Below are 12,021 nucleotides of genomic sequence, written 5' to 3'. Positions count from 1 at the left end.
TCACGCACCAGTTCGGCGACCATCACCTGCTCGGGTTCGTCGGTCAGATCGCCGTCCGGATACAGCGGCGGACCAGCCGGCAACCGTTCCACCAGCAGATCAGCGAGCACGCCTACCTGGAACGACGACACGGCGCTGACCGGTATCACCGCGGCGAAATCCGCGAGCGAGGAGACCGCGAGCAGCTGTGCCCCCAGCGCGTCCCGGTCGGACACCAGATCGGTCTTGGTGACGATCGCGATCACCGGCGTCCGCTTGGGCAGGCGGGCGAGCTCGTCGGCGATGAACCGGTCGCCGCGACCCACCGGCTCGTTCGCCGGGACGCAGAAGCCGACCACGTCCACCTCCGACAGGGTGGAGCGCACCACGTCGTTGAGCCGCTGTCCGAGCAGCGTGCGGGGACGGTGCAGCCCGGGGGTGTCGACCAGTACCAGCTGGGCGTCGTCGCGGTGCACGATGCCCCGGATGGCGTGCCGGGTCGTCTGCGGCCGCCCGGAGGTGATCGCGACCTTCGCGCCGACGAGTGCGTTGGTCAGCGTGGACTTGCCCGCGTTGGGACGTCCGACAAAGCACGCAAACCCCGACCGGAACCGCGGTTCGGTCTCCATGGCGGCAACCACTAGGTTCTCACCCGGCCGCGGACCACACCGTCCGGGCCGGCGAGGAACACCGGAACGCCGGCGCCGAACTCGCCCAGCACGAGCAGGTCCTCGGCAGCTGGTACGGAAGGTACAGAAGGCACGACGGGAGCGGCCGGAGCGGCCGGAGGGTCCCCGGCGTCGGGAAGATCCGGGACCGGCGCGCCCTGCGACACGATCGCCGCGGCCTCGAAGCGGCGCGCTCCGCTGGACGCCGCCGCGACCACCGCCGCCGCAAGCGCCGACACCGTCAGCCGAGCGTCGGCGTTCTCCACGGTCGCTGCCGCGTATGTCCGGCCGTCGGTGTCACGGACGGCCGCGCCCTGGGCCGAGGCGGTTCCGCCGCGGGGCACGTAGGCGCGCAGCCGTGCCGACCGGGCCAGGGTCACGAGCTTGGCGTCCTCCGGTTGCAGCGCGCCGAGGGCAATCGGCGTGACGTCCGCGGCCGACCGCGGTCCACCGGCGTTCCGACCGTTCGAGCCCAGCCTGTTCGGCTCCTGCTCCGACACGCCCACCCCTGTCTCGTCCGTCTCACTCATGTACGCATCCCGAACGCGGTACGGCGCGCGACCGGGCCGAGGGCATCGCCGTCGCGGCCACCGTCACCATGTTTCGCGTCCCCGTCTCTGCTCTCGCCGCCGGCGCGGGCGATCTCGTTCGCGGACCCGCCTGCGCCGTCCTCGCCAGGGCGCGCCGACCGCCGGACCACCACCGTACCGATCTGGTTGCGCCGGCCGGCCGCGCTCTCGGCGGTGAGCGTCAGCACGCCGACGGTTGCGGTCGCTCCCGGTATCGGCACGTGTCCCAGCGCACTCGCCAGCAGCCCGCCGACCGTCTCGACATCACCGGATCCCGGCAGCTCATCCGTTGCGAACAGCTCGCGCAGATCGTCCACCGCCAGCCGGGCGGTCACCCTGGCCACGTCGTCATCGATCCACTCCACCGGCGCGGTCTCGATGTCGTACTCGTCGGTGATCTCTCCGACGATCTCTTCGAGGATGTCCTCGATGGTCACCAACCCCGCGGTGCCGCCGTACTCGTCGATGACGATCGCCATGTGGGTCCGAGACGCCTGCATCTCCCGTAGCAGGGCGTCAGCGTGCTTGCTCTCGGGCACCAGTGCGGGCGGACGCATCACATCCGAAACAGGCCGGGCGTCCCAGCCTTCGCGCTCCCGGCCTACCATGTCCTTGAGGAAGGCGATCCCGACGACGTCGTCCACCGTCTCCCCGGTGACCGGAATGCGCGAGAAACCGCTGCGCAATGCCAGCGAGATGGCCTGTCTGACGGTTTTCGCCGACCCGATGTGGACCATGTCAGGACGGGGGACCATGACCTCGCGTACCAGGGTGTCCCCGAACTCGAACACGGATGCGATCATGTCACGCTCACCACGTTCGATGACGTCGCGCTCCTGCGCGAGATCAACCAGGTCACGCAGTTCCGCTTCGGTGGCGAACGGACCGTCCCGGTAGCCTCGCCCGGGAGTGACCGCGTTGCCAAACGCGATCAGCAATCGGGGCAGTGGACCGAACAGTGCGCCGAGCCAGGTGGTGAGCCCCGCGGTCGCGAGCGCCACCACCGCTGCGTGCTGCCGGCCCAACGTTCGGAACATCACGCCGACCAGGACGTACGCGAACAGGGTGCCGGCCAGTGCCCCGAGCGCGACCGAGGCGAATCCGGCACCGTAGGTGTGCACGGCGATGACAGTCACGCAGGCTGTCGCGATCATCTCACCGACAATCCGCAGCAACAGCAGCAGCGCCAGGTAGCGACCGGGGTCTGCGACGATCGTGGCCAGGCGGGTGGCCCTTGGCCGGCCGGCTCGCAGGAACTCCTCGACCGACACTCGGGACACGCGGGTCAGCGCCGCGTCGACACACCCGATACCCGCCGCGAACAGCGCGGCAACCACCGCGATCAGCAGAAGTGGAACATCACCATAGCCCATGGGCTCGTCCCGTCAGCTCCCCCGCACCACGCTCAGTGTCTGCCACTTCGTCTGCCACTCCGTCTGCCGCGGCGTCTGCCGCGCCCGGACGTTGCTACGCCGCGCAATCGCCGTACTCAGTGCGTACCAGCGGTCCGGGCGACCTCCCACGATGCCAGCAGGCGGGACTGCACCGCCCACATCTCGCGCTCCTCCTCGGGCTCGGCGTGGTCGTAGCCGAGCAGGTGCAGGATCCCGTGCGTACACAGCAGATGCATCTCGTGTTCCGGTGAGTGACCCGCCTTTGCCGCCTGCTTGCGGGCGACCTCCGGACACAGAACGACATCGCCGAGCAGCAGGGCCGGGTCGTCCTCACCCGCATCAGGCGCGGACGGGTCGAAGGCGTCGTCCTGGGGGAAGGCCAGCACGTCGGTCGGACCTTCCTCGCCCATGTAACGGACGTGGAGTTCCTCCATCGCGGTCAGCTCCACCAGCATTATCGACAGCTCCGCCTGTGGATTGACCTTCATGGCGTCCAACACGAACCGGGCAAGAGCGGTAAGTGCGACCTCATCAACGTCAACGCCTGACTCGTTAGCCACGAATACGGCCATCAGCCATCCATCCCCGTGCGGCGCCACTGCTCGCGGCACGTCCTCGGTTGCGCGTCATCCGGTTGCGGGTCATCCGGTTGCGGGTCATCGGCCACGCCCTACCGACGGCCGGTCATCGTCGGTCCCGGCGGCCGGCCTGCGCAGGTCGCGGGCTGGGCGCGCTTGCCGCGTCCCAGCGGGCATAGGCGTCGACGATGTCGCTGACCAGCCGGTGACGTACCACGTCCGTGCTGGTCAGCGTCGCGAAGTGGACGTCCTCAACGCCGTCGAGGATTTCCCGGACGACACGCAGGCCGCTGCGGGTTCCGCTGGGCAGATCCACCTGGGTCACATCCCCGGTAACAACGATCTTGGAACCGAAACCGAGCCGGGTGAGGAACATCTTCATCTGCTCACCGGAGGTGTTCTGCGCCTCGTCCAGGATGATGAAAGCGTCGTTCAGGGACCGGCCGCGCATGTACGCGAGCGGCGCGACCTCGATGGTTCCGCTCTGGATCAGTCGTGGGATCGAGTCCGGATCGACCATGTCGTGCAAGGCGTCGTAGAGCGGTCGCAGATACGGGTCGATCTTGTCGTAAAGCGTGCCGGGCAGGAAACCGAGCCGCTCTCCCGCCTCGACCGCGGGCCGGGTCAGGATGATCCGGTTCACCTGCTTTGACTGGAGTGCCTGCACGGCCTTGGCCATGGCCAGATAGGTCTTGCCGGTGCCGGCCGGGCCGATGCCGAACACGATCGTGTGGACGTCGATCGCGTCCACATAGCGTTTCTGATTCAACGTCTTGGGACGGATCGTCCGCCCACGGCCAGACAGGATGTTGAGGGTGAGCACCTCGGCAGGCCGCTCATCGCCACCACTGCGCAACATCGACAACGAGTGGTTGACGTGGGACGGCGTCAGTTCCGTGCCGGACTCCAACAGAGCGATCAGTTCGGCGAAGAGCTTGGCGGCCAGTGCGTTCTCGTCCGGATGACCGGTAATGGTGATCTCGTTGCCCCGGACATGGATGTCGGACGGTAAGGCCTGTTCGATGACACGCAACAGCTCGTCCTGGTGGCCCAGCAGGCTTACCATGCTGTGCGCGCCCGGGACGACGATGCGGGTGACGGTCCGTTGGTCGGACGGGGAGACGGAATCGGTCATGGGTTGCAGCCGGCTGCGGCCACGAGACCTCTCAAACGACATGAGTCAGTACGGCCCCTAGTCTAACGATCCGCGAGAACAACCAGCATCGCGAACCAGCATCCCGAACCAGCATCGCGCCACCTCCGGCCTACCGATCCCAGCGGGTGGTATGGGACAACACGATCGCGGCCGCGACGACACCTGCGGTCGACGTCCGTAACACCGTGCGACCGAGCCGGGCAGGCATCGCTCCGGCCGCACCGAAGACCTCAAGCTCACTGTCGGTGATTCCACCTTCTGGCCCCACTACCACGACGATCTCCGACGATCCCGCCACGCCCGCCTCGCGCAGCCCCGCGACCAGCGGTTCGGTCGCCTCCTCATGCAGAACCACCGCGATGTCCGCGGTCACGATCCGAGCGCCGACCGCAGCGGTGTCAGCGAGGCCCGCCAGCCGGGGCCAGAACACTCGCCGTGACTGCTTCGCGGCCTCACGCGCCGTGGCCGACCAGCGCGCATGCGCCCGCATGCCACGATCCCCCTCCCAACGGACGATCGAGCGGGCAGCCGCCCAGGGGACGATCTCGTCGACCCCCACCTCGGTCATGAGCTCGACAGCGAGCTCACCGCGGTCGCCCTTGGCCAGGGCCTGGACCACGACCAGCCGGGGAGCAGGCTCCGGGTACACGACCCTGCGTTCGACCGTGCAGTCGACCTCGTCGCGCCGACAACGCAGAACGGTACATTCGGCAACCACCCCGAGACCATCGGTGATATCCAGGCGTTCACCGGGGCGAAGTCGACGAACCGTCGCAGCATGGTGACCCTCCGAACCGGAGAGTGTCAGCTCTCTGCCGTCGGGAACCAGGCCCTGGTGGAAAAGAGGCGCGGTCAGCTGTCCGTTCCTCCGCGCCCGGTCCGGCCCACGGCAACCCGCATCCGGCCCCGCCTACCGCGTGCCGCGGGCGCCGCGGAGCCTGGAGAAGAAGCCCTGCCCGTCGGCGGTCCCGTTGCCACTGGTCACCACCGCCGGCTGCTCCTCGTCCCGCAACTTCGCCAGCTCTCGCAGCAGCCTTTCCTGATCAGGATCAAGCTTGGTCGGCGTCTCCACCACCACATGGATGTGCAGGTGACCGCGGCCGACCGAACGCAGATGCGGAATGCCGCGACCACTCATGGTGATGACATACCCAGGCTGAGTGCCGGGCTTGACCGTGAGGGTCTCGCTGCCGTCCAGAGTGTCCAACTCACAGGTGGTACCGAGCGCGGCGGCCGTCATGGGCACCCGCAGCTCGCAGTGCAGATCGTCGCCTTCCCGGGTGAAGACCGGATGGGGACGCTCCTGCACCTCGACGTAGAGGTCACCGTTGGGCCCGCCGCCCGGGCCGACCTCACCTTCGCCGGACAACCGAATGCGCATCCCGTCCTCAACCCCAGAAGGGATCTTGACGGTAAGGTTGCGCCGCTTACGTACCCGGCCGTCGCCGCCGCATTCCCGGCACGGATGCTCGATCACGCTCCCGGTGGCTCCGCATCGGGTGCACGGCCTGGAAGTGACCATCTGGCCCAGGAACGACCGGGTCACCTGTTGGATCTCTCCACGCCCGTGACACACCGGGCAGGTCACCGGATGGCTACCCGGCGCCGATCCCTCCCCGGAGCAGGTGGCGCACACCGCCGCGGTGTCAACGGTGATATCCCGGGTCGCCCCGAACGCGGTCTCAGCGAGGTCGAGCTCCAGCCGGAGCAACGCGTCGTTGCCGCGACGGACCCGTGAGCGCGGCCCACGATTTGCCCCGCCACCGAAGAAGGCATCCATGATGTCGCCGAGGCCGCCGAAGCCCGCCCCGAAGGAAGCCCCGGCGCCGCCTCCCCCACCGGGAGCCAGCGGATCACCACCGAGATCGACGACCTGGCGCTTCTCCGGGTCCGACAGCACCTCGTACGCGGTGGTCACGGCCTTGAAGCGCTGCTGCGCCTCCGGGTCGGGGTTCACGTCGGGATGCAGTTCCCGAGCGAGCCTGCGATATGCCCGCTTGAGTTCGTCGTTCGAAGCGTCTCGGCGTACGCCCAGCACTTCGTAGTAGTCAGTGGCCATCAGTCGGCACCCAAGAGATCACCCACGTACTTGGCGACGGCTCTTACCGCCGCCATGGCCCCCGGATAGTCCATCCGCCTCGGACCGACCACTCCCAGGCCGCCCAAAGCGGACGCTCCGCGGCCGTACCCCGTTGCCACCACCGAGGTGGAACGTAGCGCATCCATACTGTTTTCCTGACCAATACGTACCGTAACGGTGTCGAGGTCGCGTACCTCGCCGATCAGTTTCAACAGAACAACCTGCTCCTCCAGCGCTTCCAGAAGGGGACGCAGCGTATCGGCGAAGTCGAGAGCCGACAATGTCAGGTTGGCTGTACCCGCCAGCGCCACCCGCTCCTCGGGCTTGTCGACCAGCGCCTCCATCACCACCGCGATCAGCGTATTCAGATGTGGACGCAGATCCGGGCGGGCGGCGTCCGACAGGTCCGCGACCGCCTCGGGCGCGTCCACCAGCCTGCGCCCGTTCAACGCGGCGTTGAGTACACCCCGCAGTTCGCCGACGATCAGATCGTCAACCGGGGCGGGCACTTCGACCACCCGCTGCTCAACCCTACCGGTGTCAGTAATCATTACGAAAAGCAGCCGCGCCGGCGTGATCGTCACGATCTCGATGTGCCGGACGCTGCTGCACGACAACGACGGGTACTGCACGACAGCGACCTGGCGGGTCAGCTGGGCCAGCAGCCGAACCGACCGCCGGACCACGTCATCGAGATCGATCGCTCCCTCGAGGAAGCTCTGGATCGCCCGCCGCTCCGCCCGCGACAGGGGCTTGACCCCCGACAGCCGGTCGACGAACAGGCGGTAGCCCTTGTCCGTCGGGATCCGCCCCGCGCTCGTGTGCGGCTGGGTAATGTAGCCTTCTTCCTCAAGCGCAGACATGTCATTACGTACAGTAGCAGGCGATACCCCCAGCTGGTGGCGCTCTGCCAGTGCTTTGGACCCCACGGGCTCGTTGCTCAGCACAAAGTCCTCAACGATGGCGCGCAGAACGTCCAACCGCCGTTCTTCCAGCACGTCGCTTCACCCCTTCGCCACGTTGAGGCCGTTTGGCGAGGCCAGCCACGACCGCACGAGGCGACCAGGACCAGAACCCGTACTTCCGAAGCGTCCTGGCACTCCGTTGCCTCGAGTGCCAATTGTAGCCGTCTTGGCCTCCAGCCGAGACGGTCGAGCACGTCAGCGAGTGCAGAAACTCAAGGCCTTCGCCAAGGGGCGGCGCCGGTCAGTCCGGAAGGAGATCACGGACCACGGTATCGGCCAGGAGCCTGCCACGCAGGGTGAGCAACACGCGTCCGGCCTCCAGTCCGGCCGGCTCGATCAACCCGTCCACAGCAAGCGTCGCGGCCCGCGCACGCCCCGCGTCGGTCAGCTCGTCGACGGCGAGGCCGTCGGCCAAGCGAACCCCGAGCATCACCCGCTCCATCTGCCTGGCGTCGTCGTCCAGCAGCTCACGGGCCGCGGCAGGACTCGCCTGCTCGGCGAGCAGCGCGCTGTAGGCGGCCGGATGACGGACGTTCCACCAGCGCACACCGCCGACATGGCTGTGTGCCCCCGGTCCGAAACCCCACCAGTCATGACCACGCCAGTAGCCGAGATTGTGCCGGCTGCGGGACGCTTCGTCACGGGCCCAGTTACTGATCTCATACCACCGTAGGCCCGCCGCGGTCAGGGTCTGCTCGGCCTGATGGTAACGGTCGGCCATCATGTCATCGTCCGGCGGGAGCAGCTCGCCACGCCTGATCCGGCGGGCCAGCCGGGTGCCGTCCTCAACAGTCAACGCATACGCGCTCACATGATCGGGAGCGAGTTCGACCGCGGCGTCCAGGCTCGCCTGCCAGTCCCGGTCCGACTCACCCGGCGAGCCGTAGATGAGGTCGAGGTTGACATGGTTGAATCCCGCCTTGCGTGCCCAACTGACCACATCGGGTACACGTCCGGGAGTATGCCGACGGTCAAGGGCGGCGAGCACGTGCGACCGGGCACTCTGCATGCCGAACGAGACCCGCGTGTAGCCGGCGGCGCGCAGCTGTTCCAATGTGCTCGCGTCCACGGACTCGGGGTTCGCCTCGGTCGTCACCTCGGCGTCCGGGGCAATGCCGAACTCCGTGTCGATCATTCGAAGCAGCGCCCTGAGGTCCTCGACCGGAAGGAGGGTAGGCGTCCCGCCGCCGAGGAAAATGGTCGAGACGGCCAGGTCTGCCGCGCCGAGGACGGCGCGGGCCACGCGGAACTCACCGGCAAGCGTCTCGACGAACGTCCCGATCGCGACTCCCGGGCCGAGCTCGGTCGCCGTGTAGGTGTTGAAGTCGCAGTAGCCGCAGCGGGTCGTGCAGTATGGGACGTGGACATAGACGCCGAACGGGCGAGTGCCCACCAAGTTTGTGGCCGACGCCGGAAGCCTGCCGTCGGCCGGGGCGGCTTCGCCGGACAACCCGCGGCCGGAAGCGGCCGCCGTGATGCGTGACATGACCCGTGACATGACCATAGTGTGCCTGAACGGCGACACTGTGTCTGCCCCTTGCATCCACTTTCGTTACAGCAATCGCGGCCGTCACCCAGGCGGAACATTCAATCCCGAACGAGACATGTGCCACCGGATGGACAGCGCCACCGAACGGACAGTGCCACCCGATGGACGGCGCCACCCGATGGACAGTTACCCGAGCACGACCAATGTTGTCTTCTCGTTGTGAATCTACCAGACAATATGGGCGAAGCGTCGTGAACTCGTGGTCCCCAGTCGGGGAAGCTGATTCACATGAATGACGACGCCGTGCGCGGTGTCCTCGACAACATCGAGGATCTTCTTCCCCCCCACGCAACGGAGTATCGATCCGGCGCACCGACCGGACCGGACAGCCCCACCCACCGCGACGAACCTGCTACCGAACCCATCCGACTGCCCTCGTCGTCCCCCCGGATCAGCTGAACTGGCCAGCGGCGACACTCAGCACCACCGCCTGACCCGCACCACCGCCCAACCTGCCACCGCCCGACCCGCAACCGCGTCGTATCGCGTCCGCCCGGACCTCGTCGCACCGATGAGGTCCGGGCAGCGGGCCACGCACTCCTACTTCGTGGTCTTCGGAGTGTTGGCTGCGTTGGCGGAATCCGTCGACAGGGCCGCGATGAAAGCCTCCTGAGGGACCTCGACGCGACCGATGGTCTTCATCTTCTTCTTGCCCTCCTTCTGCTTCTCCAGCAGCTTGCGCTTACGCGTGATGTCGCCGCCGTAGCACTTCGCCAGCACGTCCTTGCGAATCGCGCGGATGTTCTCCCTGGCGATGATCCGACTTCCGATCGCCGCCTGGATCGGCACCTCGAACTGCTGGCGTGGGATCAGCTCCCGGAGCCGGGAGGTCATGGCCACGCCGTAGCCGTACGCCTTGTCCCTGTGTACGATCGCGGAGAACGCGTCGACGGCCTCGCCTTGGAGGAGGATGTCGACCTTCACCAGGTCGGATGCCTGTTCGCCGGCGGGTTCGTAATCAAGGCTGGCATAACCACGGGTACGGGATTTCAGCGCGTCGAAGAAGTCAAAAATGATCTCACCGAGTGGCAGTGTGTATTTGAGCTCCACCCGGTCGGTGGACAGGTAGTCCATCCCGCGCAACGTGCCGCGGCGCCCCTGACACAGCTCCATCACCTGGCCCACGAAGTCCGACGGCAGCAGCACCATCGCCTCCACGACCGGCTCATAGACCTCGTTGATCTTTCCTGCCGGCCAGTCGCTCGGATTCGTGACCACCGCCTCGCTGCCATCCTCCATGACCACCCGGTAGACCACGTTCGGCGCGGTCGAAATGAGCGTAAGGCCGAACTCCCGCTCGAGGCGTTCCCGGACGATCTCCAGATGGAGAAGCCCCAGAAAGCCGCAGCGGAACCCGAACCCCAACGCCGCGGACGTCTCCGGCTCGTAGGTCAGCGCGGCGTCGTTGAGCTGCAGTTTGTCCAGAGCCTCGCGCAATGCCGGATACTCACTGCCGTCAAGCGGATACAAACCGCTGTAGACCATCGGGCGTGGATCACGGTAGCCACCCAGCGCCTGCCCGGCCGGCCGATTCGCCGATGTCACGGTGTCCCCGACGCGGGCCTGTCGAACGTCCTTGACACCCGGGATGAGGTAACCGACCTCCCCCGCGGAGAGTCCGTCGCGTGGAATCGGGTCCGGCGAGATCACCCCGACCTCGAGGGTCTCATGGCTGGCCCGCGTCGACATCATCAGACAACGGTCCCGGGTGGTCAGGCGGCCGTCGACCACCCGCACATAGGTGATCACGCCCCGATAGCTGTCGTAGACACTGTCGAAGATCATGGCCCGAGCCGGAGCGTCCGGGTCGCCCATGGGCGCGGGGATCCGGCGGACGATCTCATTGAGCAAGTCGGGCACGCCCTGCCCGGTCTTACCCGATACCCGCAGGACATCATCAGGATCACAGCCGATGATCTGTGCAAGCTCGGCCGCGTACTTCTCGGGCTGCGCGGCCGGAAGATCAATCTTGTTGAGCACGGGGATGATCTGAAGGTCGTTCTCGAGCGCCAGGTAAAGGTTCGCCAAGGTCTGCGCCTCGATGCCCTGGGCCGCGTCGACCAGCAGCACCGCGCCCTCGCATGCCGCCAGCGAGCGGCTCACCTCATAGGTGAAGTCGACGTGACCAGGCGTGTCGATCAGATGCAGGATGTAGTCACGACCGTCATCGGCCTGCCACGGCAGCCGGACGCTCTGTGCCTTGATCGTGATCCCGCGCTCGCGCTCGATATCCATTTTATCCAGATACTGAGCACGCATGTTGCGGGCCTCGACCACGCCGGTCACACCAAGCATCCGGTCAGCGAGGGTTGACTTGCCGTGGTCGATGTGGGCGATGATGCAGAAGTTGCGGATCGACGCCTGGTCAACCGAAGCCTGGCTGACACGGCGAGGGTCGGAAGCTGCGGGCACGCGGGAGTCTTCTCGTTTCGTCGGGATGGACCTGCGCATCGTGGGACTGCACCCACTGTGGGACTGCACAGACCGTGGGTCCATCCCCATCGTGCCAGGCTCATCGTGCCCGCACTCAGCGGTCGCCGTCATGCTGGGCCGGCAGGCGCACGCGCCGGCACTGCGCACGCGCCGGGATTCGGGGGGTGCCGGGATTCGGGGGCGGTCGAGCGGAGCCCGTGCCCGCCCGCGAGCGGTTCGTTGAAACCTTGATAGGGTTACCGATGTTTCCCCGGTGGCTTGGCTCCCGGGGGGATGGACGCACACCACCCGGCGGTGGTGAACCGACACCGGTGCCCGACCGCCGTCCATGCCGATTCGACGACCAGGGGTTCTTTCGCGTGGCCAACATCAAGTCGCAGATCAAGCGCAACCTCACGAACGAGAAGCGACGGCTGCGCAACAAGGCCGTCAAATCCGAGCTGAAGACGGTCGTCCGTCGCTTCCGCGCAGCCGCGGACGCAGGCGACCCGGACCGTGCCGGCCTTGAGCTGCGCATCGCGTCACGCAAGCTTGACAAGGCTGTCAGCAAGGGTGTTATCCATGCCAATCAGGCTGCCAACAAGAAGTCGGCGATGGCCGCGCGGCACGCATCCCTGACCGACGCCTGAGCGATCATCCACCCGCTTGCC

The 12,021-nt window shown here is 67.1% G+C and carries 12 protein-coding genes; 2 read left to right on the top strand and 10 right to left on the bottom strand.

Features of this window, described 5'->3' with window-relative positions:
* From era to hemW, 9 genes are all read right to left on the bottom strand, one after another.
* A partial coding sequence (era, locus tag U9979_RS09475) for a GTPase Era (RefSeq protein WP_322779063.1) occupies positions 1-608 on the bottom strand: 608 nt, incomplete at its 3' end.
* A gap of 11 nt (positions 609-619) precedes the next feature.
* Entirely contained in the window at positions 620-1,177 is a 558-nt protein-coding gene (locus tag U9979_RS09470) for a cytidine deaminase (protein ID WP_322750398.1), read from the bottom strand.
* Complete coding sequence (locus U9979_RS09465) at positions 1,174-2,589, bottom strand: hemolysin family protein (protein ID WP_322779062.1); 1,416 nt, start codon at positions 2,587-2,589, stop codon at positions 1,174-1,176. Before U9979_RS09465 ends, U9979_RS09470 begins: the two co-directional genes overlap by 4 nt.
* A 116-nt stretch (positions 2,590-2,705) precedes the next feature.
* Positions 2,706-3,182, bottom strand: coding sequence for an rRNA maturation RNase YbeY (gene ybeY, locus U9979_RS09460; RefSeq protein WP_322749645.1), 477 nt, complete (start codon positions 3,180-3,182; stop codon positions 2,706-2,708).
* Positions 3,183-3,294: 112 nt separating this feature from the next.
* Entirely contained in the window at positions 3,295-4,323 is a 1,029-nt protein-coding gene (locus U9979_RS09455; RefSeq protein WP_322748167.1) for a PhoH family protein, read from the bottom strand.
* Between the two features lie 130 nt (positions 4,324-4,453).
* Positions 4,454-5,200 carry a 16S rRNA (uracil(1498)-N(3))-methyltransferase gene (locus U9979_RS09450; protein ID WP_416219811.1) on the bottom strand — a complete coding sequence of 249 codons (747 nt, stop codon included), beginning with the start codon at positions 5,198-5,200 and terminating at the stop codon, positions 4,454-4,456.
* A gap of 54 nt (positions 5,201-5,254) precedes the next feature.
* On the bottom strand, positions 5,255-6,403 hold the full coding sequence (gene dnaJ / locus U9979_RS09445) for a molecular chaperone DnaJ (protein ID WP_322748166.1): 1,149 nt from the start codon (positions 6,401-6,403) through the stop codon (positions 5,255-5,257).
* Positions 6,403-7,422: a heat-inducible transcriptional repressor HrcA gene (gene hrcA / locus U9979_RS09440; RefSeq protein ID WP_322748165.1), complete on the bottom strand. Its 1,020-nt coding sequence runs from the start codon at positions 7,420-7,422 to the stop codon at positions 6,403-6,405. The genes dnaJ and hrcA overlap by 1 nt, the downstream gene beginning before the upstream one ends.
* A 208-nt stretch (positions 7,423-7,630) precedes the next feature.
* Positions 7,631-8,875, bottom strand: coding sequence for a radical SAM family heme chaperone HemW (gene hemW, locus U9979_RS09435; protein WP_322748164.1), 1,245 nt, complete (start codon positions 8,873-8,875; stop codon positions 7,631-7,633).
* A 291-nt stretch (positions 8,876-9,166) separates the two neighbouring features.
* On the opposite strand from hemW, the gene U9979_RS09430 reads away from it, so the two are divergent.
* Positions 9,167-9,337, top strand: a complete 171-nt coding sequence (locus tag U9979_RS09430; RefSeq protein ID WP_322748163.1) for a hypothetical protein — start codon at positions 9,167-9,169, stop codon at positions 9,335-9,337.
* Between the two features lie 141 nt (positions 9,338-9,478).
* Here U9979_RS09430 and lepA read toward each other — a convergent pair whose 3' ends face one another.
* A complete protein-coding gene (gene lepA / locus U9979_RS09425) occupies positions 9,479-11,389 on the bottom strand; it encodes a translation elongation factor 4 (protein WP_416219803.1) in 1,911 nt (636 codons plus the stop codon).
* A 341-nt stretch (positions 11,390-11,730) separates the two neighbouring features.
* On the opposite strand from lepA, the gene rpsT reads away from it, so the two are divergent.
* Positions 11,731-12,000: a 30S ribosomal protein S20 gene (gene rpsT, locus U9979_RS09420; protein WP_322748161.1), complete on the top strand. Its 270-nt coding sequence runs from the start codon at positions 11,731-11,733 to the stop codon at positions 11,998-12,000.
* The last annotated feature ends 21 nt before the right edge of the window (positions 12,001-12,021 follow it).

Origin of the sequence: Protofrankia sp. Cas4 (genome assembly GCF_963555915.1) — a bacterium.
In the GTDB taxonomy this organism is placed as follows: Bacteria; Actinomycetota; Actinomycetes; order Frankiales; family Frankiaceae; genus Protofrankia.
The sequence above is the reverse complement of the archived record's forward strand: the minus strand, read 5'-3'. Positions and strand labels throughout refer to the sequence as shown.

Bases quoted from the DNA above. Each gene is read 5' to 3' on its own strand.
- U9979_RS09470 (WP_322750398.1), bottom strand. From the start codon at position 1,177: ATGAGTGAGACGGACGAGACAGGGGTGGGCGTGTCGGAGCAGGAGCCG.
- U9979_RS09465 (WP_322779062.1), bottom strand. From the start codon at position 2,589: ATGGGCTATGGTGATGTTCCACTTCTGCTGATCGCGGTGGTTGCCGCG.
- ybeY (WP_322749645.1), bottom strand. From the start codon at position 3,182: ATGGCCGTATTCGTGGCTAACGAGTCAGGCGTTGACGTTGATGAGGTC.
- U9979_RS09455 (WP_322748167.1), bottom strand. From the start codon at position 4,323: ATGACCGATTCCGTCTCCCCGTCCGACCAACGGACCGTCACCCGCATC.
- dnaJ (WP_322748166.1), bottom strand. From the start codon at position 6,403: ATGGCCACTGACTACTACGAAGTGCTGGGCGTACGCCGAGACGCTTCG.
- hemW (WP_322748164.1), bottom strand. From the start codon at position 8,875: ATGTCACGCATCACGGCGGCCGCTTCCGGCCGCGGGTTGTCCGGCGAA.
- U9979_RS09430 (WP_322748163.1), top strand. From the start codon at position 9,167: ATGAATGACGACGCCGTGCGCGGTGTCCTCGACAACATCGAGGATCTT.
- lepA (WP_416219803.1), bottom strand. From the start codon at position 11,389: ATGCGCAGGTCCATCCCGACGAAACGAGAAGACTCCCGCGTGCCCGCA.